The sequence below is a fragment of the Amycolatopsis endophytica genome, from assembly GCF_013410405.1.
In the GTDB taxonomy this organism is placed as follows: Bacteria; Actinomycetota; Actinomycetes; order Mycobacteriales; family Pseudonocardiaceae; genus Amycolatopsis_E; species Amycolatopsis_E endophytica.
Genome location: NZ_JACCFK010000002.1, coordinates 1239406 through 1261397, shown reverse-complemented (window position 1 = coordinate 1261397; position 21992 = coordinate 1239406). Strand labels below are relative to the sequence as shown.

Annotated in this window: 18 protein-coding genes; 14 read left to right on the top strand and 4 right to left on the bottom strand. The window is 70.5% G+C overall.

Annotated features, from left to right (window positions below; genetic code table 11):
- Positions 1-9: 9 nt before the first annotated feature.
- From HNR02_RS31555 to pabB, 4 genes are all read left to right on the top strand, one after another.
- Positions 10-1326, top strand: a complete 1317-nt coding sequence (locus tag HNR02_RS31555; RefSeq protein WP_179777267.1) for an MFS transporter — start codon at positions 10-12, stop codon at positions 1324-1326.
- A gap of 56 nt (positions 1327-1382) precedes the next feature.
- Positions 1383-2195 (top strand): IclR family transcriptional regulator domain-containing protein, encoded by an 813-nt coding sequence (locus HNR02_RS31550; protein WP_179777266.1) that lies wholly within the window; start codon positions 1383-1385, stop codon positions 2193-2195.
- A 54-nt stretch (positions 2196-2249) separates the two neighbouring features.
- Positions 2250-3734, top strand: coding sequence for an aminomethyl transferase family protein (locus HNR02_RS31545; RefSeq protein WP_218914340.1), 1485 nt, complete (start codon positions 2250-2252; stop codon positions 3732-3734).
- Positions 3735-3928: 194 nt separating this feature from the next.
- Positions 3929-5071, top strand: coding sequence for an aminodeoxychorismate synthase component I (gene pabB, locus HNR02_RS31540; protein ID WP_179777265.1), 1143 nt, complete (start codon positions 3929-3931; stop codon positions 5069-5071).
- Here the strand turns inward: pabB and HNR02_RS31535 are convergent.
- Both HNR02_RS31535 and HNR02_RS31530 read right to left on the bottom strand, forming a co-directional pair.
- Positions 5052-6026, bottom strand: coding sequence for an amidohydrolase family protein (locus HNR02_RS31535; protein ID WP_179777264.1), 975 nt, complete (start codon positions 6024-6026; stop codon positions 5052-5054). The genes pabB and HNR02_RS31535 overlap by 20 nt on opposite strands.
- Positions 6023-7069 (bottom strand): helix-turn-helix transcriptional regulator, encoded by a 1047-nt coding sequence (locus HNR02_RS31530; protein WP_246339547.1) that lies wholly within the window; start codon positions 7067-7069, stop codon positions 6023-6025. The genes HNR02_RS31535 and HNR02_RS31530 overlap by 4 nt, the downstream gene beginning before the upstream one ends.
- A 142-nt stretch (positions 7070-7211) precedes the next feature.
- Here HNR02_RS31530 and HNR02_RS31525 point away from each other — a divergent pair, with 142 nt between their 5' ends.
- Entirely contained in the window at positions 7212-7949 is a 738-nt protein-coding gene (locus HNR02_RS31525; RefSeq protein ID WP_312861235.1) for a FadR/GntR family transcriptional regulator, read from the top strand.
- Between the two features lie 33 nt (positions 7950-7982).
- Here the strand turns inward: HNR02_RS31525 and HNR02_RS31520 are convergent, their stop codons facing one another.
- Positions 7983-8690, bottom strand: a complete 708-nt coding sequence (locus HNR02_RS31520) for a GntR family transcriptional regulator (RefSeq protein WP_246339324.1) — start codon at positions 8688-8690, stop codon at positions 7983-7985.
- Here HNR02_RS31520 and HNR02_RS31515 point away from each other — a divergent pair.
- The 3 genes from HNR02_RS31515 to HNR02_RS31505 are packed head-to-tail and all read left to right on the top strand — an operon-like array spanning position 8674 to position 13071.
- Positions 8674-10053, top strand: coding sequence for an FAD-dependent oxidoreductase (locus HNR02_RS31515; RefSeq protein WP_246339323.1), 1380 nt, complete (start codon positions 8674-8676; stop codon positions 10051-10053). The two genes, HNR02_RS31520 and HNR02_RS31515, sit on opposite strands and share 17 nt — an antisense overlap.
- Positions 10054-10066: 13 nt before the next feature.
- Positions 10067-11731 carry a dihydroxy-acid dehydratase gene (locus HNR02_RS31510; RefSeq protein ID WP_179777261.1) on the top strand — a complete coding sequence of 555 codons (1665 nt, stop codon included), beginning with the start codon at positions 10067-10069 and terminating at the stop codon, positions 11729-11731.
- A gap of 32 nt (positions 11732-11763) precedes the next feature.
- Positions 11764-13071, top strand: a complete 1308-nt coding sequence (locus tag HNR02_RS31505; protein WP_179777260.1) for an MFS transporter — start codon at positions 11764-11766, stop codon at positions 13069-13071.
- Here the strand turns inward: HNR02_RS31505 and HNR02_RS31500 are convergent.
- Positions 13058-14071 carry an Lrp/AsnC family transcriptional regulator gene (locus tag HNR02_RS31500; protein WP_246339322.1) on the bottom strand — a complete coding sequence of 338 codons (1014 nt, stop codon included), beginning with the start codon at positions 14069-14071 and terminating at the stop codon, positions 13058-13060. The genes HNR02_RS31505 and HNR02_RS31500 overlap by 14 nt on opposite strands.
- 97 nt (positions 14072-14168) lie before the next feature.
- On the opposite strand from HNR02_RS31500, the gene HNR02_RS31495 reads away from it, so the two are divergent.
- The 6 genes from HNR02_RS31495 (at position 14169) to HNR02_RS31470 (ending at position 21932) form a co-directional block, all read left to right on the top strand.
- The gene (locus tag HNR02_RS31495; protein ID WP_179777259.1) at positions 14169-15452 is read left to right on the top strand and encodes an MFS transporter; all 1284 of its coding nucleotides are present in this window, start codon (positions 14169-14171) and stop codon (positions 15450-15452) included.
- Positions 15449-16903 carry a M81 family metallopeptidase gene (locus HNR02_RS31490; RefSeq protein WP_179777258.1) on the top strand — a complete coding sequence of 485 codons (1455 nt, stop codon included), beginning with the start codon at positions 15449-15451 and terminating at the stop codon, positions 16901-16903. The genes HNR02_RS31495 and HNR02_RS31490 overlap by 4 nt, the downstream gene beginning before the upstream one ends.
- Before the next feature lie 283 nt (positions 16904-17186).
- Complete coding sequence (locus HNR02_RS31485; RefSeq protein WP_246339321.1) at positions 17187-18197, top strand: LacI family DNA-binding transcriptional regulator; 1011 nt, start codon at positions 17187-17189, stop codon at positions 18195-18197.
- A 174-nt stretch (positions 18198-18371) separates the two neighbouring features.
- A complete protein-coding gene (locus HNR02_RS31480) occupies positions 18372-19544 on the top strand; it encodes a CaiB/BaiF CoA transferase family protein (protein ID WP_179777257.1) in 1173 nt (390 codons plus the stop codon).
- A complete protein-coding gene (locus HNR02_RS31475; protein ID WP_179777256.1) occupies positions 19537-20337 on the top strand; it encodes an enoyl-CoA hydratase/isomerase family protein in 801 nt (266 codons plus the stop codon). Before HNR02_RS31480 ends, HNR02_RS31475 begins: the two co-directional genes overlap by 8 nt.
- Positions 20338-20546: 209 nt before the next feature.
- On the top strand, positions 20547-21932 hold the full coding sequence (locus tag HNR02_RS31470) for an MFS transporter (RefSeq protein WP_179777255.1): 1386 nt from the start codon (positions 20547-20549) through the stop codon (positions 21930-21932).
- The last annotated feature ends 60 nt before the right edge of the window (positions 21933-21992 follow it).

Genomic DNA, 21992 nt, shown 5'->3' with positions numbered 1-21992 from the left:
AGGTCAACGGTGACCCAGCCGTCCACGCGCGGCCGCACCCGCGCGATCGCCTCGAATCTCATCGGCACCGTCCTGGAGTGGTACGACTTCTACATCTACGGCACCGCGACCTCGCTGGCGTTCGGTGCGCTGTTCTTTCCCACGGCGAGCGCGCTGGCCGGAACGCTCGCCGCGTTCGCCACCTACGCGATCGGCTTCGTCCTCCGTCCCGTCGCCGGTGTCGTGCTCGCGCGGTGGGGTGACACCATCGGGCGCAAGAACGTGATGGTGATCTGCCTGATCCTGATGGGCGTCGCCACCGGATGCATCGGCCTGCTTCCGACTTACGCCCAGGTGGGCGCGCTCGCGCCGATTCTGCTCGTCCTGCTGCGGCTGCTGCAGAGCATCGGCGCCGGAGCCGAGTACGGCACGGCCGTCACGATGAGCGCCGAATACGCGACACCGCGGCAACGTGGCCTGCTGTCCAGCATCCCGGCTTTCGGGGTGTCGCTGGGCATCCTGCTCGGCACCGGGGTGTTCGCCGCGCTGTCCGGTCTGCCGCGGGAGGCGTTCCTCGCCTGGGGCTGGCGCGTCCCGTTCCTGGTCGGGTTCGCGCTGGTGGTCGTCGGCCTCTACGTCCGGCTGCGGGTCGACGAGTCGCCCGAGTTCACCGAGCTTCGCAGGTCCGGAACGGTGACGCGCAGCCCGATCCGCGAGTTGCTCACCACGCACCGCGGGCGTGTCGGCCTCGCCGCGCTGGCGCGGTCCACCGACGCCGTCGGCGGACAGATCTTCAACGTGTTCGCGATCTCCTACTGCACGAGCGAACTGGACATGCCGGCCGCGCCTGCCCTGACCGGCGTGCTGATCGCGAACCTCGTCGGACTCGCGGTGATCCCGCTCGCCGGCCGGGGCGCCGACCGGTGGGGGCGCCGCCCCGTGTTCCTTACCGGCCTGCTGCTCGTCGCGGCGCTCGGGTTTCCCTTCTTCTGGCTGCTCCAGACCCGCAACCCGGTGCTCGTGGTACTGGCGCTGGTGCTGACCTACGGGATCGGCGTCAAGATCGCGCTCTCGGTGTCCGGGGCCTACCTGGCCGAGATGTTCGACCCGCGGGTACGCAACAGCGGCGTGAACCTGGCCCGCTCGGCCTCGGACCCGCTCGCCGGTTTCACCCCGCTGATCGCCACGGCCCTGCTCGCCGCGGCCGGCTCCTACTGGGCCGTTGGCGTGTTCGTCGTCGGCACGGCGCTCGCGTCCGCCGCCGCTGTCTTCGCCAGTCCGGAAACCCGGAGCGCCGACCCGGCGCCCGAGCGTGGTGAAATGTCGGCAGCATCGGAGAGCCACTGATCGAAAGGCGCGGAGACATGGCCGACGGTGACGGCACTCCTACCCTCGGCCCTTTCGTGCGCACGTTCGACCGGGTCCTGGACGTCCTGACCTGCTTCTCCGCCGACCGGGCCGAACTGTCCGTGACCGACGTCGCGGCCGGCCGCGGGTTCGACCGGGCGACGGCGCGCAGGCTGCTGCGCACGCTCGCCTCCCTCGGCTATGTCGAGTCCACCGGCAGCCGGTACCGGCTGACCGCCAAGGTTCTCGAACTCGGTTACGCGACGGTCGCTTCGGCGACGTTCCCCGAGCTGGTGCAGCCCTACCTCGAGGACACCGCGCAGGCCGTCGAGCACTCCTGCTCGCTGGCCGTCCTCGACGGCGACAGCGCGGTGTTCCTCGCCCGCGCCGCGGTCCGGAGCGTGATGTCGATCAGGTTGGCGCCCGGGGCCCGGGTACCGGCTGCCGCGTCGGCGGTCGGCCGCGCGCTGCTGACCGGGCTCACCCCCGGCGAGCTGGCCGGGTACCTCGACCGCTTCCCGCCGGTCGCCTACACCGCCCGCACCACCACCGACCGGGCCGAGCTGGCCGCCGCCGTCGCCGAGACGCGCGAACGCGGCTGGGCGATGATCGACCAGGAGCTCGAAGAGGGGGTCCGCAGCGTCGCGGTGCCGCTCCACGACATGACGGGCACGGTCGTCGCCGCGGTCACGATCGGCACCCACACCGGCCGGGTCGACGACGAAACCCTGTTCGGCTCGGTGCTTCCGCGCCTGCGGGACTGCGCGGGCACGATCGAACGCACCATCACGACCCATCCGATCGTTTTGAGCGCACCGGGAATCTCGGTTCCCGATCCGGTGCCCGGCACCACCACGGACCGCCGCTGACCCACGGCTCGCGCGATGCTTCGGAAGGTGTATCGCGGGTCTTCGCCTTGTGGCTTGGCGCCGATCAGGGTGGTTCATAGGGTCGATCTGACCGCGTCGGGATGCCGGAGCGGTCTCAACCGCGAACACCCGAAATTCCGTGAAGCAATTCCGGAATTCCGCGAAAGGGGCACTGCAATGGCTGCTGATGCGCACACCCTCGAAGGCAGGATCCGCCAGGCCGGCGATCCGCTGACGATGCTGCGGAGTTCCGTGGCGGGGCAGTTCCCGTTTCCGATCCCGCCCGAGTACAGCAACTGGCGGGACGAGCAGACGGCGTGGAAGGAAACGGCGACGCTTTTCGACCAGTCGTTCCACATGACCGATGTGTATTTCAAGGGCCCGGACGTGCAGCGGTTGCTCGCCGATGTCACCGCCAACAAGGTCGCGAACTTCGGGCGGAACCGCGCGAAGCAGCTGATCACGGTCTCCCCGGACGGGAACATGATCGCCGATGCGATCCTTTTCGGACTCGAGGATGACGAGTGCAGCGTCGTCGGGGGACCGATCGGCAGCGACTGGCTCTCCTATCACGTGGAGAAGGGTGGGTACGATGTCGAGATCGTCCGGGACGAGGCGATCTTGTTCAACAAGACCGGCCGCCGCCTGATTTTCCGCTATCAGCTGCAGGGACCGGCCGCGCTGCGGATCGTCGAAAAGGCATCCGATGGTACCTTGCCGGACATCAAATTCTTCCGCATCGGTGAGTTCAGCATCGCCGGAGTCGGCGTCCGTGCGCTCAACCACACCATGATCGGCGTGCCGGGCCTGGAGAAGACCGGTCTGGAGATCTTCGGGCCCGCCGAGCACCGGGACGAGGTGAAGGCGGCACTGATCGAGGCCGGTGCCGAGTTCGGGATGCGCGAAGGAGGATCACTCGCGTATTCGTCGGTGACCGTCGAGTCCGGATGGATCCCGATCCCCGTTCCCGCGATCTACAGTGGCGAGGACATGCGTCCCTACCGGGAATGGCTGGGCGCGGACTCCATGGAGGCGAACGCGTCACTCGGCGGCAGCTATGTGGCCGATCGTGTCGAGGACTACTACGTCACACCGTGGGACCTGGGATACGAGCGGGCGCTGCGGCTGGACGGGGACTTCATCGGTGCGGATGCTCTGCGGCGCAAGGCGAAGGAGCCGCATCGCCGCAAGGTGTGGCTGCGGTGGCACGACGACGACGCCACAAAGGCCTTGGCGGGCGGGCTTTTCGGTGCCGAGCGGACGAGGTACCTCGACATCCCCACGCCGGTGTACTCGACCTACCAGTACGACACCGTGCTGCTGGACGACCGCCCGGTCGGCGTCTCCACCTGGGCCGCGTACACGACGAACGTCGGAGGGTTCAGCTCGCTCGCCATGGTGGACGAGGCCGACGCCCGCGATGGCGCCGAAGTGGTCGTGGTGTGGGGCGAGCCGGACGGTGGGTCGGGCAGGCCGGGCGTCGAGCGCCACGCCCAGATCCCGATCAGGGCGACGCTGAGCACCACCGCCCTCGTCTGAGGGCCGCGACCCGACAGGCACACGATCGTGCCAGGCCGCGTTGTACGCCGCCGCCTGCGAGGCGGCGGCGTACGCGTCGCTGGACCCGCGCACGAACGCGGCCTGTTCGCGGCGGGCACACCGGCGGGCCGCGATACCACGCAACTCCGGAGAGCGGAACGTGCCTGCCGCCCGCACAGGCAGGGGAGGTGTCCGTGAGACCGCATGACATCTCGGCGCGCTTCGACGACCTGCACGCGGGTGTCGCCGTGGCGTTCCCGGAGTTCGCCTATGACCTCGTCGCGCAGCGTCCGTCCGAAGTCGGGCCCGTACTGGCGGAAGTGGAGCGCGCCACGGCCCGCGGCTGGTGGGCGTTCGGGTTCGTCTCCTACGAGGCCGCCGCGGGCTTCGGATTGCCCGCGGTCGATCCCGTCCCGGGGCTGCCGCTCGCCTGGTTCGGCGTCTCCGCGGGACCCGCGCGGGTTCCGCTGGTCCCCACCGCATTCGCGGCGCGGCCGGGAAGGTACCAGGTGGACTGGCGTCCGGAGTGGACCGCGGACGTTCATCGCGCACGCGTCGAGACCGTGCGGAAGTGGATCGAGGCGGGCGAGACCTACCAGACCAACCTGACCACCCGGCTCACGACGAACTTCGCGGGCGATCCGTCCGCGTTGTACGCCGACCTCGCGCTCGCGCAGCGCGGCGCTCACAACGCCTATCTCGATCTCGGCCGGTTCGTCATCGCCAGCGCCAGTCCGGAGCTGTTCTTCGACCTCCGCGACAGGGATCTGCTGATGCGGCCCATGAAGGGCACCGCGCCGCGGGGCGCCACACCCGCCGCGGACGCCGAGAACCTCCGGCGGCTTTGTGCGAGCGAGAAGGAACGCGCGGAGAACGTCATGATCGTCGATCTGGTGCGCAACGACGTCTCCCGGATCGCCGAGACCGGCAGCGTCCGTGTCACCTCGCTGTGTGCGCCCGAAAAGTACGAGACCCTGCACACACTGACTTCCGACGTGCGCGCGCGACTGCGTCCCGGCGTCACGGTGCCGGAGGTGTTCCGCGCCCTGTTCCCGTGCGGCTCGGTGACGGGCGCGCCGAAGGAACGCACCATGGAGCTGATCACCGCGGTCGAGGACGGGCCGCGCGGCGTGTACTGCGGAGCGGTCGGCGTCGTCGCTCCGGGCGGCCGCGCGCGCTTCAACGTCGCGATCCGCACGGTGCTCGTGGACCGCGATACGGGTATCGCGGTCTACGGCAGCGGTGGCGGGATCACCTGGGGCTCGCGGCCGGCCGCGGAGTACGCCGAGTTGCGGGTCAAGGCGGCCGTGCTCGGCTCTATCCGTGGTGAGCGGTGACCCTGGCCGGGAAGAGGGCGCCGGCGTTCGCGGTGGTGAGTGCCCGCCAGTCGCCGTGTTCGCCGGCCAGTGTCGTGTCGAGTGCGTGCAGCAGGTGGATCGCGTGCTCGCGTGGCGTCCAGGCGTAGTCGCTGCCGTAGAGCAGCCGGTCCGGTTTCGCGATGCTGCTCAGCGCCGTCATCTGGGTTTTCGACGGTGTGCCGGCGAGCTCGTAGTAGAACCGGCTGAGCACGTCGGCGACGGTGGCACGGTCGGCGGGCGCGCCGCCGATCGTGCGGAACAACTCGACGCGTTCGGCGAGCAAGGGCAGCACGCCGCCGAGGTGCGGCACGATGAGACGGATGCGGGGGAAGCGCTCGGCCGCCCCGGTGAGGATGAAGTCGACCACGGTGCGGGCTGTCTCGAACAGGAACTCGATCATCGGCTGTGGCCGGCCCGAGGACAGCTCTTCGTGGCCGCGGCAGGTCGTCGGATGCAGCAGCACGACCGCGGCCCTGCGGTCGAGCTCGGCCAGGACGGGCGCGAACCGGCGGTCGGCCAGCCGGACTCCGTCGTGGTTGGACAGCAGCGCGACGCCGTCGGCGCCGAGCTCGTCGAAGCAGTAGGCCAGCTCGGCCAGCGAACCGTCCACATCGGGCAGCGGTAACGAAGCGAACTGGCCGAACCGGTCCGGGTGCTCGCGCACCACGCCGGCGCAGAACTCGTTGACCTCGCGAGCCAGCGACCGGGCCGCGCCGTCGTCACCGAAGTGCAGACCTGGCGAGGACAGCGACAGCATGGCGCGCGCGATCCCGGCCTCGTCCATCAGATCGAGATGCTCGTCCGCGGTCCACTGTGGCCAGAAATCCTCCGGCATCCCGTCCGGCTCGACGCGGCCGGCCGCCTTCGCCGACTCGATGTAGTCACGGGTGGTGAAATGGGCGTGCACGTCCACCAGGCCGCTGGCTGTCTTCATTCGGTTCCTTTCGCGCGCCGGAGTGTCATCGAGGGCATCACGCCGTAGGTTTCGCGGTACCGCGCGGCGAACCGGCCGGTGTGCGCGAATCCCCACCGCAGCGCCACGTCGGTGACGGTCGTCCCGTCATCGGGGTCGGCCGCCACGAGATCGCGGTGCGCCTTGGCCATCCGCGTCTGGCGCAGGAAGGTCTGCGGGGTCACGTTCAGGGTCTTGCGAAAGCCCAGTTCGAGTGCGCGCACACTCACGGCCGCACGCCGTGCCAGGTCGGTGACGGAGTGGATCGCCGAAGTTTCGGCGGTCACGAGATCGACGGCGACAGTGACACTCGCCGGCCGGCATGGTTGCGCGGCCCTGGTGAGTTCGTCGCTGTACGTGTGATCGAGGCTCAGCAGGACCGTGCTCACCATCTGGTCGGACAGCCGGTCGACGATCCGGTGCGGGATCCTTCCGGAGGCGTGGTAGCGCTCGAACACGTCGGCGAGCAACCGCGCGGCACCGTAGATGGGAATGCCGGTGTCGAAGGGAACGACCGGGGTGGTGAACCGCAGGGGCCGGTTGCCGGCTTGTGGCGCGAGCGTGCGCACCGTGGACCGCAACGCCTCCGTGTCGATCCGGAGTGTGAGGAGTTCGCAGTCCGGGCTCCAGGCCAGGCGCAGCTGGTCGCCGGGGCCGATCAGCGCCATCGAGCGGCCCGCGGACACGACCTGCCGCCGCCCGCGGTGAGTCGTCACGAGGTGTCCGGCGACCGGGATCCCGATCGCCAGGTAGCGGTGGTGCGCCGCGCGGTCGATCGTCACTTCGGAGCCGTAGCTCAGGTCGCCCACGGCCGCGGCGCCCGCGTCGGCGAAGCGTCCTCGCGCCTGGAAGCCGGTGCGATCCCGGCCCACCGAGAGCCGATGCGCGGACAGGAACGGCGCGCACGCCATCGCGGCGGCCTCCGGGCTGCGTGTCCGATAGCGTTCGTAGGCCCGCAGCAAGTCCGGACGGACCGGCGCCCGCGGGTTTCCGGCCTCGGGTGACCGGACCGTCCCGGCTACCATCACGCCCTCCAGCGTCGTCGCATACGAGGATTCCCCGTCCTGGAAAAATCACCATGACGAATATGGTCGAGCCTGAACGTCTGCTGGCCTGTTGTCAAGGCTTCTGACATAATCATCATGCTTATTGGCGACGGGAGGTGCGGTGAGCGGCGACAACGGCAACGTCACCCGGCCGGAGGCCGCGGCACGCCGGATCGCGGAGGCCGTCCGTGCGGTCTCGCCCGGTACCAGGCTCGGTTCCAAGGAAGAGCTCCGCCGGGTGTGCGGCGTGTCGGTCGGCACCTTCAACGAGGCTCTGCGCCTGGCGCAGTCCCGCGGCCTGGTCGAGGTACGGCCGGGGCCCGGCGGCGGACTGTTCGCGGCGGAGCAACCGCCGCTGGTTCGCCTGGGCAACTCGGTGCTGGCGCTGAATTCGGACGAGTGCTCCGTCGCCGATGCGATCCGGATCCGCGACCACCTCGACGAGCTGATCATCTCCGATGCCGCCTGGCACTCCTCACCGGCGGACGTCGCGCGCTACCGGGTGCAGGTCGCGGCCATGGCCGAGGCCCGCGACCGCTCGGACATCGCGGGCTTCATGCAGGCCAACTGGCACCTTCACGAACTGCTCGCGCAGGTCAATCCGAGTCCGCTGCTGCGGGCGATCTACCTCGCGTTGCTCGATGTCATCCGCTCGCACGCGGTGGAGGTGCACGCGGCCGGGGGGCACACCACGGAGGAATTGCTGGGCACTCGACACCAGGTGCACGCGGCTCTTGTCGACGCCATCGCCGACGGCGAACCCGGCCTCGTCCGGCACGCCATCGCCGAGCACAGCGTCGAGCGCGCGAATGACTACCAGCGTCACGTCAGCTCTGGAAGGCAGGAGCCTGCCTGGTGACGGCTGTTCCGTACGGCTCGAAGCCGGCGGGACTCACTGGCCCCGCAGGGTCCGGTAGGTGAAGTCGGTCAGGTAGTCGTTCAGCCTGAGGGACGCTTCGGAGGCTTTGGCCTGATCACCGTGGCACACGGCGCGCAGGATGTCCCCGTGGAGGTCGGCCGCCTCGGCCAGTTCCGCCTTCGGGTCGCGCAGGTGGGCGAACCAGAACCGGCGCGAGAGCCCCTGCAGCGGGGCCATCGCCACCGAAAGGTACTCGTTGTGCGCGGCCTCGACGATCAGGGTGTGGGTCGACTTGAGCAGGTCCCCGAACCGCCGGGGATCGTCGCCGTCGAACTCGCTGAGCACCTCGGCCAATGCCAGGATGCGGTCACGCTGATCCGTCGTGGCGCGGTGGGCGGCCAGGCGCACCGCGAGTTCCTCCATGGAGCGGCGTAGTTCGAGCACCTTGAGTTGCGCCTCGATCGAGGTCGGCGCGACGAACACGCCCTGGCTCGGGTGAATCTCCACCATGCGCTCGCGCGCCAGTCGTTGCAGCGCCTCGCGCACCGGGGTGCGGCCGAGCCCGGTGCGTTCCATCAGCCGGGCCTCCGACAGCAGCGAACCAGGCGAGAGCTCCTGGAACGTGATCATGCGTTCCAGCACGTCGTAGGCCTGGTCGGCCTTGTTCGCCACGGGTGCCTCCTCGTCGTTGCAGCGCTGGGTCTGGACAGTACCGCGACCGGCGATGTACAACCGGTACATGACCAATATATCGCGCTGGTCGCTGACCGGCGGTCCGGTCGAGCGGGGACTCGAAGTGCTGGCCGAGGTCGACGTGCTCGTCGTCGGGGCCGGAGCGGCCGGGGTCGCGGCGGCGGTGGTCGCGGCCGAGGCGGGCAAGTCGGTGCTCGTCGTGGAGAAGTACGGCTTCGCCGGCGGCGCGGCGGTCGCCGGGATGTCCGGCACGATCTGCGGCATGTACCTGGCCTCGGATGCCGACCGGGAGCCGCGGCAGGTCGTCGCGGGGTTCACCGAGCGGTTCCGCGGGGAGCTGGCCGCACGGGGCGGTCTCACCGCGCCGCAGGTCTACGGCAAGACCTGGACCGTCGCACACGATCCGCTCGTCTGGCGCGAGGCCGCGGACGATCTCCTCGAAGCCGCGGGTGTCACGGTGCTCTACCACACGGCCGTCACCGCCGTCGTTCTCGACGGCGACACCCACCGCGGGGTGGTGATCGAGTCGAACGCCGGACGCGCCGTGGTACTGGCTGCCAGAACGATCGACGCATCGGGCGACGCGGCCGTGGTCGCCCGAGCCGGGCACCGCTACACCTTCGGTGACAACGGTGCGATCCAGAACCCGACCATGTTCTTCCGCCTCGGCAACGTCGACGTCGAGCGGTTCCTGGAGTTCTACGGCGAGGACACGATCTGCCCGCCCTACGTCAGCGAAGAGATCCTCCGGGCGCGGAACAGCGGGCTGGACCTGCCGCGGCAGAAGATCTGGGTCTTCACCACCCCGAGACCCGGCGAGCTGCTGGTCAACGCGACCCGGCTGGCCGGCCGCGACGGCCGGATGCTCAACGTGATCGATCCCGCGGACTTCACCGAAGCCGAAGTGCTGGGCCGGCGGCAGGTCCGGTCGTACGCGCGGTTCCTCGTCGAACGGATCCCCGGTTGCGAGAACGCGTTCGTCGTGGACACCGGGGTCGAGGCAGGGATCCGGCAGACCCGCACGATCGCCGGGACCGAGCGGCTCGCCAACCAGGACGTCGTCGCGGCGCGCAAGCGCGCGGACGGGATCTGCCGGGTTCCGTGGCCGATCGAGCTGCACGCCGGTGACCGGCCCAAGCTGACCTGGCTGCTCGACGACTACTACGAGGTGCCCTACGGCGCGCTCGTGCCCGAACGCGGCGAGGGCGTCATCGTCGCGGGCCGCTGCCTCAGCGCGGAGCACGAGGCACTCGCCTCGGCGCGGGTCACCGCGCAGTGCTTCGAATACGGACACGCGGCCGCGGTGGCGACCCTGATGTCGCTGGACAAGGGCCTGCCCTACCGCGCACTCGACGGCCGCGAGATCCGGTCGGCGATGGTCGCCAACGGAAGCGCCCTTTCCCTTTCCTGACAGGAGAAAAACCATGGAGCAGCTGCGGAGCAACTTCGAGCCCGGCACCACCCGCTGGGCGGTGCGCCGCGCGCAGTGGAGCGCGATGGGCATCAGCGCCGAGGACCAGCGCAAACCCAAGATCGCGATCGTCAACACGTCGTCGAAGCTGTCGGTGTGCTTCGCGCACCTCGACGACGTGGCGAAAGTGGTCGCCGACGCCGTCCGCGAGGCGGGCGGGCTGCCGCTGGAGATCCGGACGACCGCGCCGTCCGATTTCGTCACCAGCGCGGGCCGCAAAGCGCGGTACCTGATGCCGACCCGTGACCTGATCGTCAACGACGTCGAAGCCGCGGTCGAGGGCGCCCAGCTCGACGGGATGGTGCTGTTGTCCAGTTGCGACAAGACGACCCCTGCCCACCTGATGGCCGCCGCGCGGCTCGACCTGCCCTCGATCATCGTCATCGGCGGCTACCAGCGCGGAGGCACGTTCTCCGGGTGCTCGGTCGACATCGACTCGGTGTACGAATCGGTCGGCGCCGTGGCCGCCGGGAAGCTGGGCGTGGACGAGCTCGGCGAGATGGCCGACCGGGCGATCGAGGGCCCCGGTGTGTGCGCCGGGCTGGCCACGGCGAACACGATGCACGTGCTCGCCGAGGCACTGGGGATGACGATGCCCGGTTCCGCGCCGGCGCGCGCGAACTCCCCGGCGATGCTCGAACGGGCCGCGGCCGCGGGGCGGCGTGCCGTCGAGCTGGTGCGGGAAGGGCTCACCGCCCGCCAGGTGCTCACCCGCGACGCCGTCGGGAACGCGGTCGAGGTGGCGCTGGCACTGGGAGGCTCGGTCAACTGCGTCCGGCACCTCACCGCCGTGGCCGCGGAGGCCGATCTCGACCTCGACGTCGTGGCGTTGTTCGAGGACAGGGGCCGCGGCGCCAGGCAACTCGCCGCGATCCGCCCGAACGGGGCACACCAGGTGTGGGACCTCGACCGGGTCGGCGGGGTCCGCACCGTCCTTCGCGCGCTGGCGCCGCGGCTGCGCACGGGCGCGCTGACCGTGTCCGGCAGCACCGTCGCCGAGCTGATCGCCGACGTGGCCGGACCGGACGGTGACGTCGTGCACCCGCTGGAAAACCCCGTCGCCGCCGAACCGGGCCTGCTGATCCTGCGTGGTTCGCTGGCGCCCGACGGTGCGATCGTCAAGGTCGCCGGGGTGGGTGCGGCGCGGCGTCAGTTCCGCGGTCCCGCCACGGTCTTCGCCGGGGAGGACGAGGCCATCGCCGCGCTGGGCCGGGGCGAGATCGAGCCGGGGCACGTGATCGTGCTGCGGGGGATGGGCCCGAGGGGCGGCCCGGGCACGGTGTTCGCCGCGAGCTTCGTGGCCGCGCTCAACGGTGCGGGCCTCGGTGGCCAGGTGGCCGTGGTGACCGACGGCGAGCTGTCCGGGCTGAACCACGGGCTCGTCGTGGGACAGGTCATGCCGGAAGCCGCCGATGGCGGGCCGCTCGCCGGAGTCCGGGACGGGGACGTCATCTCGATCGACCTCGACGCGCGACTGATCGACGCGGCGCCGGTGCGCGACGGCGAGCCCGTCACCGCAGGCGATCCCGGCGCCGAACGCGGCTGGCTCGGCCAGTACGCGGCGCTGGTCGGCCCCATCCAGCGCGGCGCGGTCCTGCGCCGTCCCGCCCGGCCCTGACGTTTCCCCAGCCACCGAAGGAGCTGGCTCCGATGACCGAAACCCGTCGCCACGCCCGCAGAGCCGGGCTCGCCGCACTCGTCGGCACGACGCTCGAGTGGTACGACTTCCTGATCTATGGCACGGCCGCCGCGCTGATCCTGAACAAGCTGTTCTTCCCCGCGATCAGCCCGGTCGCCGGGACACTGGCCACCTTCGCCACCTACGCCGTCGGATTCCTGGCCCGGCCGCTGGGCGGCATCGTGCTGGGCAACCTGGGCGACCGGCTGGGCCGCAAGACGATGCTGGTGCTGACGATCGTGCTGATGGGCGTCGCGACCGCGCTGATCGGCGTGCTGCCCACCTACGACCGGATCGGCGTGTGGGCGCCGGTGCTGCTGATCCTGCTGCGGCTCGTGCAGGGCTTCGGCGCCGGAGGTGAGTACGCGGGCGCCGTGGTGCTGTCCGTCGAGCACGGCGACCAGCGGCGGCGCGGGCTGGCCGGGGCGTGGGCACCGGCCGGCTTCGCGCTCGCCACCCTGCTCGCGACCGGGATCTACCAGCTGTTCCTGCTGCTGCCCGACGATCAGTTCCGGCAGTGGGGCTGGCGCGTGCCGTTCCTGCTGGGGATCGTCATGCTCGCGATCGGCTATTTCATCCGCAGTGGTGTGGCGGAGACCCCCGCGTTCGAGCACGCGAAACAGGCCCAGGTGGCCAAGGTGGGGCTGTTCGCCGCGCTCCGGCGCCAGCCCAAGAGCGTCCTGGTCGTCATCGGCGCCCGGTTCGCCGAGAACGGCTTCGCCTACCTGTTCCCCGTGTTCGCGGTCGCGTTCCTGACCCAGCAGCTGGACCTGTCCGAGTCGCTCGGGCTGACCGCGGTGCTCGTCGCGTCGGCCGTGCAGGTGGCCGCGGTACCGCTGTTCGCCTTGCTGTCCGACCGGTGGGGACGGCGGCCGGTCTACGCGGCCGGGGCGATCGCGTCGGCGCTGTGGACCGTGCCGTTCTTCCTGCTGCTGGGAACCCGCGAGCCGCTGGCCGTCGTCGCCGGGTTCGTAGTGGGTTTCGGCATCTGCTACCCGGCGATGCTGGCACCGCAGGCGGCGTGGTTCGCGGAACTGTTCGACACCACGACCAGGCTCGCCGGGTTCGCGTTCGCCCGCGAGATCGGTTCGGTGCTGGCCGGCGGATTCCTGCCGTTGATCGCGACCGCGCTGCTCGCCTGGTCCGGCCACTGGTGGCCGGTCGCGGTGTACCTGGGACTGCTGACGGTGCTCACCCTCGTCGCGCTCGCCGTGGGGCCCGAAACCCGCAGCCGCGACATCGACTCCGCCGGTACCCGCCCGGCGGTCACGACGGGGTAGACCACGGATCGACGGGGACGACGCGGGCGCTGCGGCCCAGCTCGTCGACGATCCGGCCGTGCACCTTGATCTGCCGCAGCACGATCCGGCGGTCCACAACGGACACCTCGGGGCACTCCAGCCCGATCCGCGTGAGCAGGTCGCCGAGGTGGTCCAGCGACCGCAGGCTCACGATCAGGGAAAGGTTGGCCGGGCCGGGAACCGCGGCGCAGTGCCGGGTCTCGGGCCAGGCCCCCAGCCTGCGGCCGGTCTCGCGCACCAGCAGGTCCGGCACCGCGAGCCACAGCAGCGCCATGGACTCCCACCCCGCGAGCGGGCGGGCGAGGTCGCACCGGAAGGTGATGTCGCCGTGCCGCCGCAGGCGGTCGAGCCGCCGCTTGACCGCCTGCGGCGAGGTGCCCAGCTCCGCGGCCAGGTCCGTGTAGGCGCGCCGCCCGTCGTGCCCCAGCGCCAGGAACAGCGCGCGATCCGCCGGGCCGAAGGGCCGGATCTGTTCCGGTGACGGCCCGGTGGGTTCGCGAACCAGCTCGGTCTGGGCCCTGTTCATCACGCCGAGCCGCCACACCACTCCGCCGAACAGTCCGCTGTAGACATAGGAGCGGACCTTCGTGACCTCGGGCGGGATCGGCAGCGTCCGCACCAGGGCCTCGGCGACGGCGGGCAGGCTCGGCGCCAGCACCAGCGCGAACACCTCGAACTCCCCGGTGGTGATGCCGACGGTCGGCACGTTCGGCAGTTCCGCGAGCGCCAGCGCGACGCGCTCCGCCGTGCGCGGGCGGCAGGTCAGCTCCAGCAGCGCGCCTCGCATCGCGCTGTTGCTCAGCGCCACCGTGATCCACGCCGAGCCGGATTCGACGAGGTGCTGCCAGCGCCGCGCCAGGGTGACCGGCGCGAGGTCCAGGGCCCCGGCGAGACTCGTCCAGCTGGCTCGCGGGTTCACCTGCAACGCGTCCACCAGCGCCAGATCGGTCTCTCCCAGCAACTGGTTGTCACAATCCATCGCGTGCTGGGCCTCCAGGGTCAGTATCCATCGATTTTCCGGGCAACTGCGGGTTCTTCTGGAGTCTAAACGGAAATCACCGGACCAGGGAGTGACCATGGTGGACATCTCCGAGAAGGTCGTGCCGGACGCGCTGTACCGCAAGGTCGGCCGCCGGATTCTGCCGTTGCTCGTGGTGTGTTACGTCTTCGCCTACCTCGACCGCGTGAACATCGGCTTCGCCAAACTGCAGATGACCACCGACGTCGGGATCAGCGAGTCGGTCTACGGGCTGGCGGCAGGCATCTTCTTCCTCGGCTACGTGCTGTTCGAGGTGCCGAGCAACTTGCTGCTGCAACGGATCGGCACGCGCAAGACGGTGTTCCGCATCATGCTGCTGTGGGGCCTGACGTCGGCGTCGATGCTGTTCGTCCACGACAGCACCAGCTTCTACGTGCTGCGGTTCCTGCTCGGCGTGTTCGAGGCCGGGTTCGCGCCGGGCATCATCTTCTACCTCACCTACTGGTACCCGCCCGCGCGGATGGCGGTGGCGATGTCGGTGCTGATGATCCCTGGCCCGCTCGGATCCATGATCGGCGGCCCGTTGTCCTCCCTCGTGCTCAGCACGTTCGACGGCGGGCTCGGGCTCGCCGGGTGGCAGTGGATGTTCCTCGTCGAGGGCCTGCCGTGCGTGGTGCTGGCGTTCGTGGTGTGGAAGGTGCTGCCCGACGGGCCCGCCGACGCGCGCTGGCTCACCGGTGCCGAGAAGGCCCGGATCGCGGCGGACGTGGCGGATCCCGCGACCACCCGGCAGCACAGTTTCCGGGGGGTGCTCACCGATCCGAAGGTCTACACGCTCGCCGTCGGCTACTTTTGCCTGATCAGCGGCCTGTACGCGGTGAGCTTCTGGCTGCCGACCATCCTGCGGGAGAACGGCGTCGCCAGCGCGGTCCACATCGGACTGTGGACCGCGGTGCCGTACGCGTGCTCGCTGGTCCTGATGTTCTGGCTGTCCCGCCGCTCGGACCGCCGCGGGGAACGCCGCCTGCACAGCGCCGTCCCGGCACTGATCGCCGCGGTGGCACTGGCGGTGGCCGCGCTCACCGCGCAGTCCTTCGCGGTCTCGATGCTCGCGATGACGATCGCCACCGCCGCGATGTGGGGGGCCTACACGGTGTTCTGGGCGATCCCGTCGGCGTACCTGAGCGGCACCGCCGCGGCGGGCGGCATCGCACTGATCAACAGCATCGGGCTCCTCGGCGGGTTCGTCAGCCCCACGTTGATCGGCTACGTCAAACAGGCCACCGGGAGCACCGAGACGGGACTGCTGTCGATGGTCGCCCTGCTCCTGCTCGGGGGGCTGCTCATCCTGTTCACCAAGATCCGGAACGAGGCACGATGAAGATCCTGGCCGCTGGTTTCCAGCACGAGACCAACACGTTCGCCGACACCCCCGCCGGTTACGGCAACTTCCTCAACGGGGAGGGGTTTCCGGCGCTGTGCCGGGGCGAGGAGGTGTCGCGGCTGGCGAACGTGAACCTGCCGATCGGCGGATTCCTGCGCGCGATGCGGGACGCGACGGTGCTGCCGGTGATCTGGGCGGCGGCGTCCCCGTCCGGGCCGGTGACCGCCGACGCCTACGAGCGCATCACCGGGGAGATCCTCGACGCGGCCCGCTCCGCGCGCCCGGACGCGGTGTACCTGGACCTGCACGGCGCGATGGTCACCGAGCACCACGACGACGGCGAGGGCGAGCTGTTGCGCCGCCTGCGCGCGGTCGTCGGCGACCGGGTGCCCGTAGTGGCGAGCCTGGATCTGCACGCGAACCTGTCCGAGGAGATGTTCGCCATGGCGGACGCCCTGGTCGCCTACCGCACCTACCCGCACGTCGACATGGCGGAGACCGGCGCCCGCGCGGCCGGGCTGCTCGCGCGCCGGATCGCCGGCGAGAGGTCGCGGGCGGTGTGGCGGCGGGTGCCGTTCCTCATCCCGATCAACGCCGGCTGTACCGACCTGGAGCCGGCCGGGACGGTCTACCGGGACCTCGCCGACGGGATGTCCTTCGCCGCGGGGTTCCCGGCCGCCGACATCGCGGACTGCGGGCCGGTGGTGTTCGGCTACGGTGGCGACGGGGCGGCCGAGGAGGTCGACCGGGTCCACGAGCAGGTCACCAGCCGGGAAGCGGACTGGGCGATCGCGCTGCCCGGCCCGCGGCAGGCGGTCGCGGACGCGATCCGGCTCAGCGCCGACGGACCGGTCGTCATCGCCGATACGCAGGACAACCCGGGGGCAGGCGGAACCGCGCGCACCACCGGGCTGCTCAAGGCGTTGCTCGACGCCGGCACCGGCCCCGCGGCGATCGGCCTGTTCACCGACCCGGACGCGGCCGCCGCCGCACACGCGGCCGGAACCGGCGCGACGATCACCGTGGCTCTCGGCGGGGAACCGGCCGTGCCCGGCGACAGTCCCGTGCACGGCAGGTTCACGGTGGAACACCTCTCGGACGGCCGCTGCCGCTTCGACGGCCCGATGATGCGCGGCAACGTCGTCGACCTCGGCCCGTCGGCATGCTTGCGCAGCGGTTCCGTGCGGATCGGCGTCACGACCGGGCGGACACAGGTGTTCGACCGCAACCTGTTCCGGATGGTGGGGATCGAGCCCGAGCGCCAGCGGATCGTGGTGGTCAAGAGCTCCGTGCACTTCCGCGGCGACTTCGCGCCCATGGCGGCGCACATCCTGGTCGCGAAGGCCCCCGGGGTAATGGCCGCCGATCCGGCGGATCTGGCGTGGACCAAGCTGCCACCGCAGGTGCGGATCACGCCCGCCGGGCGGCAGGCAGATCACAGCCGGTGACGTTCGCCGGACCGCCGCCTCTTCCCCGTTTCCCGGCCCGGCCGCGCCGTGTTACCCCGGTGATCGGGAAGCGTTCCTCGCTCATGACCGACCAGCCTTTCCCGGCTTCCGTGGGCGAGGCACCGATCCGGCTGCCCACCGGATCGGTGCCTCGCTGACATCTCGATGGTGCTCACTCGAACCCGGAAGCAGTAGAACACGGCGGAACCGGGTTGCACAACCGGTTGTGCGAACTGCGCAACCGATTGTGCCGCCGGTGTCCGATCGCGATATGCTCCAGGCCATGGCCACGTTGCGGGAGGTCGCCGAGGCGGCGGGGGTGTCCAAGGCGGTGGCTTCGCGTGCCCTGACCGGCGACTTCACGACCCGGATGAGCGAGGAGACCCGCCGACGGGTGCGCGCGGTCGCCGAGAAGCTCCAGTACGTCCCCAATCACCGGTCGCGGGCGTTGCGGTTCGCCAGGTCGGGCGCCGTGGGCCTGATCGTCCCGGACGTGAACAACGCCGTGTTCGCCGAGATGCTGGCGGGAGTGCAGGACCGGGCGCGCGACGCGGCGATGTCGGTGCTGCTCGGCCAGATCGACCCGCCGCCGGCCGGGCGCGACCAGTTGCGCCGCCTGGTCGGCGAAGGCCGGGTCGACGGGGTTCTCCTGCAACGTCGTGAGGATTTCGGCAATCCGCGCCTGCGTGAGGTGCTCGCCGGGGATCCGCCGGTGGTGCTGATCAACTCCAGGCTGCCCGGGCGCGCCGGTTCGGTCGTCCTCGACGACGTGCGCGGCGCGGCGACGGCGACCCGCCACCTGATCGACCTCGGTCACGAGCGCATCGGCCACCTCGCCGGCATGGCCGAGCACGACACGGCCGTCCGCCGCCACCGCGGCTTCACCGAGACCATGCGCGCGGCGGGACTTCCGGTGCGCCCGTCGTGGGTGGAGCGCTCCGGCTGGGAGGCGCCCGGTGGTGCCGCGGCCGTCACCAGGATGATGCGGCGGAAAACGCGGCCAACCGCGCTGGTGGTCTCGAGCGTCAACGCCGGAATCGGGGCGATGTCGGCGCTGAGCCGCCTGGATGTCCGGGTGCCCGAGGACCTGTCGGTGGTGGCGATCAACGACACCTGGGTCGCCGAAACCTGGGCGCCCGCGCTCACCACCGTGCGGATGCCGCTGCGCGCACTGGGGCACCGCGCGTGCGGGATGCTGCTCGATCACCTCGCGGGGCAACGGCTCGGCGACGTCGTGGTCGAGGAGCCCGCGCCGGAGCTGATCGTCCGGGAGTCGACGCGGCCGGTGTCTTGACCGGAAGGCGGTCGCTGCTTACCATCGTCGGCAGTGTCCACTGTGGCACTTCACTCGAGCCCGGACATTTCCGTTCGGAGCCCCGGGATCGCCGGGCAGCTGCCCCTGCCGGTAACTGCGGTCCCTGCCGATGCTCGTCGGCTGAGGCTCCTCGTTGACAGGACGAGGGCAAGAATGCTTTCCGGAATCAAGATCGTCAGTTTCACCCATTTCCTGCAAGGCCCCTCGGCGACGCAGATCCTGGCCGATCTGGGCGCGGACGTCGTGAAGGTCGAGCCGCCGCAGGGTGCCTTCGAGCGCGGCTGGTCCGGTCCGGACGCCTACGTCGAGGGTGTGTCGGTGTTCTTTCTGCTCGGTAACCGCAACGTGCGCAGCATGGCGGTCGACCTGAAGAACGAGGACGGGAAAGCGGTGCTGCGCAGGCTGATCGACGACGCCGATGTGCTCGTCGAGAGTTTCCGCCCGGGGGTGATGGACCGGCTGGGGTTCGGCTACGAGGAGCTGCGCGAGACCAACCCCGGGCTGGTCTACTGCTCGTTGTCGGGTTACGGGTCCGACGGCCCGTACAAGGATCGCCCCGGGCAGGATGTGCTCATCCAGTCGCTGTCCGGACTGGCCTCGACGACCGGCCCGGCGTCCGTGCCGCCGACCCCGGTGGGCGCGTCGCTGGTCGACCAGCACGGTGCCGTGCTCGGCGCGCTGGGCATCCTCGCCGCTCTGCACGGCCGCGCGCGCACCGGCGAAGGCACCCGGGTGGAGAGCAACCTCCTCAACGCCGCGCTGGACCTGCAGATCGAACCGTTGTCGTACTACCTCAACGGCTTCCGCGGTCAGCGGAGCGCGAGCGGAATCTCCTCGCCGTTCTACAAGGCGCCCTACGGCGTCTTCGCCACGGCCGACGGGCACCTCACCATCTCCTTGACCAGCACCGATGCTCTGAGCAAGGTGCTGGAGGAACCCTGGTTCCGCGGAATCGACCCCGGCGCCGAGTACGCGATGCGCGAGGAGATCAACGCGCGTATCGCCGAACTGCTCGCGGGGAAGACCACGAGGTACTGGACCGAGCGCTTCGCCGAGTTCCGCATCTGGCACGCCCCGGTCAACAACTACGACGACGTGGTGGCCGACCCGCAGGTACGGAACAACGAGACGTTCCTGTCGTTCGATCACCCTTCGGCCGGTCCGGTCCAGGTCCTCGCCCACCCGATCCGCTACGGCGGGAAGCGCCCGGGAATCCGCCGCCTGCCCCCAGCGCTCGGGGAGCACACCGGGGAGGTCCTCGCCGAACTCGGGTACCCGGCCGAGGAAATCGCACGCCTGCTGGAAGGCGGTGCGGTCCGTGGCTGAGGCGGCGCCGCGCCCGGTGCTGGTCGAGCGGACCGCGCCGATCGCGGTCGTCACGATCAACCGGCCGGAGAAGTACAACGCGATCAACGCCGAGGTCGTGGACGCGCTCGAGAACGCGCTCACCGAACTGGAGGGCGATCGCGCCGTTCGCGCGATCGTGCTGACCGGGGCGGGCAGGGCCTTCGCCGCGGGTGCCGACATCGCCTTCTACGCCGGTGCGGACCGCGCGTCGTTCGACGCCTTCACCCAGCGGTGCAACGCGTTGTGCGACCGGGTCGCGAGATGTGCGGTCCCCGTCGTGGCCGCGGTGAACGGGTTGGCGCTCGGGGGCGGGTTCGAACTCGTGCTCAGCTGCGATGTCGTGGTCGCCGCGGACGGGGCGTCGTTCGGCCTGCCCGAGGTCGCACTCGGGCTCCTGCCGGGCTGGGGCGGTACGCAGCGGCTGACCTGGCACGTCGGCCCCAACCGCGCCAAGTGGCTGGTGATGTCCGGCGAGCGCCTCGACGTGGAGGCGGCCGAGGCGGCCGGCATCGTCACCCACCGCTGCGCGCGGGACGAACTCGCGGTCCGGGCGGCCGCGGTCGCCACCACCCTCGCCGGACAGGCGCCACTGGCCGTCGCCGCGATCCGCGAGGCGGTGACCGCCGCGGTGCCGGCCGCGGCGCAAGCGTCGGCCGGCGCGGGTTTCCGGCTGGAGAGGGCGAAGCTGTCCGCTCTGTTCGAGTCGGCGGACGGCAGGGAGGGGATCGCCGCGTTCGTCCACAAGCGACCGCCCCGCTTCGGCGGCCGCTGACGGCTTGTCCCGTCCACGGACGAACGACCCGCTCGCCGTGGCCGTGTCCGGGGCCAGCTGGGCCCGGACGGTTGACGGGCTCCTGCTCGGCGGCTCCCGCCACGCCACGGGCTGAGCGGAACCCGACCCTTGCCGGACATTCTCCCGGAGAGCGTTCGCACCAAGTGCACAACCGATTGTGCATTTGTTCCTCGACAAAGGAGTCACTGATGCGAGTACAACACGCGAGCCCGCCGCCGAGCGGGCTGCGCAAGGTCGTGGCGGCCTCGATGGCCGGCACCGTGGCCGAGTGGTACGAGTTCCTGCTCTATTCGGCGTCCTCGGCGCTCGTTTTCGGCGCGTTGTTCTTCCCGCAGTCCGATCAGCCGCTCGACGGCGTGATCAACGCTTTGCTCGTGTACGCGGTGGGTTTCGTCGCCCGCCCGCTCGGCGGGATCGTCTTCGGGCATTTCGGCGACCGGCTCGGCAGGAAGAAGCTCCTGCAGCTGAGCCTGCTGCTGGTCGGGGCGGCGACGTTCGCGATCGGCTGTGTTCCTGCCTTCGCATCGATCGGATACTGGGCGCCGATGATCCTGGTGCTCCTGCGGTTCGTCCAGGGCTTCGCGCTGGGCGGTGAGTGGGGTGGCGCGGTGCTGCTGGTGGGAGAGCACAGCCCGGACCGCAGCCGGGCGTTCTGGTCCAGCTGGCCGCAGGCGGGGCTGCCGATCGGCAACCTGGTCGCGACGGTGGTCCTGCTCGGGCTGTCCGGGCTGCTCTCACCGGAGCAGTTCCTGTCCTGGGGCTGGCGTGCCGCGTTCTGGGCTTCGGCCGTCATCGTGCTGATCGGCTACTACATCCGCACGCAGGTGGAGGAGGCGCCGATCTTCCTGGCGTCGCTGGAGAAGGCGCAGGCTCGGGAGAACGAGCGGACCTCGATCATCGAGGTGGTGCGGCAGTATCCGCGCGGCGTCCTCGTGGCGATGGGCGCGCGGGTCGGTGAGAACATCCTGTACCAGGTGGTGGTGACGTTCTCGATCACGTACCTGGCGCTGCGGGTGGGCAGCAGCACGACCGACATCCTGCTGCTCCTGGTGTTCGCGCACCTCGCGCACCTGGTCCTGGTCCCGCTGTTCGGCCACCTCGCGGACCGGTGGGGACGCCGTCCGGTGTTCCTCGCCGGTTCGATCGCCATGACCGGCTGGGGATTCGCCGGATTCCCGTTGATGGACACCGGATCCCCGGTGCTGATCGTGCTGGCGCTGGTGCTGGGGGTCGCCGTGCATGGCCTGATGTACGCCCCGCAGCCGGCGATGATGGCCGAGTTGTTCCCGACGCGGATGCGCTACGCGGGTGTGTCACTCGGCTACCAGACGACGTCGATCTTCGCGGGTTCCCTGGCGCCGTTCATCACCGCGACGCTGCTCAAGAGCTTCGGCTCGTCGATCCCGATCGCGCTGTACCTCGCGGTCGCCGCGATCATCTCGACGATCGCGGTGGTCGCGACCCGTGAAACGAAGGGGATGTCACTGTCCGCATTGGACACTCCCGTCGAGAATCCGGGCGCAGGGGCGGGTTGCGGCGTGCCTGCCTTCACGAAGCCCGGTGAGGACGGGTGAGACCGGGACGTTGAGCGCGGCTGCCCCGATCCCGCCGGTATCGGGGCAGCCGACCGGACA

Excerpts from the sequence above, each read along its gene's own strand:
- HNR02_RS31530 (WP_246339547.1), bottom strand. The coding sequence starts at position 7,069 with ATGGTAGCCGGGACGGTCCGGTCACCCGAGGCCGGAAACCCGCGGGCG.
- HNR02_RS31500 (WP_246339322.1), bottom strand. The coding sequence starts at position 14,071 with ATGGATTGTGACAACCAGTTGCTGGGAGAGACCGATCTGGCGCTGGTG.
- HNR02_RS31480 (WP_179777257.1), top strand. The coding sequence starts at position 18,372 with ATGCTTTCCGGAATCAAGATCGTCAGTTTCACCCATTTCCTGCAAGGC.
- HNR02_RS31535 (WP_179777264.1), bottom strand. The coding sequence starts at position 6,026 with ATGAAGACAGCCAGCGGCCTGGTGGACGTGCACGCCCATTTCACCACC.
- HNR02_RS31505 (WP_179777260.1), top strand. The coding sequence starts at position 11,764 with ATGACCGAAACCCGTCGCCACGCCCGCAGAGCCGGGCTCGCCGCACTC.
- HNR02_RS31470 (WP_179777255.1), top strand. The coding sequence starts at position 20,547 with ATGCGAGTACAACACGCGAGCCCGCCGCCGAGCGGGCTGCGCAAGGTC.
- HNR02_RS31515 (WP_246339323.1), top strand. The coding sequence starts at position 8,674 with ATGTACAACCGGTACATGACCAATATATCGCGCTGGTCGCTGACCGGC.
- HNR02_RS31510 (WP_179777261.1), top strand. The coding sequence starts at position 10,067 with ATGGAGCAGCTGCGGAGCAACTTCGAGCCCGGCACCACCCGCTGGGCG.
- HNR02_RS31485 (WP_246339321.1), top strand. The coding sequence starts at position 17,187 with ATGGCCACGTTGCGGGAGGTCGCCGAGGCGGCGGGGGTGTCCAAGGCG.
- HNR02_RS31490 (WP_179777258.1), top strand. The coding sequence starts at position 15,449 with ATGAAGATCCTGGCCGCTGGTTTCCAGCACGAGACCAACACGTTCGCC.
- HNR02_RS31495 (WP_179777259.1), top strand. The coding sequence starts at position 14,169 with ATGGTGGACATCTCCGAGAAGGTCGTGCCGGACGCGCTGTACCGCAAG.
- HNR02_RS31520 (WP_246339324.1), bottom strand. The coding sequence starts at position 8,690 with ATGTACCGGTTGTACATCGCCGGTCGCGGTACTGTCCAGACCCAGCGC.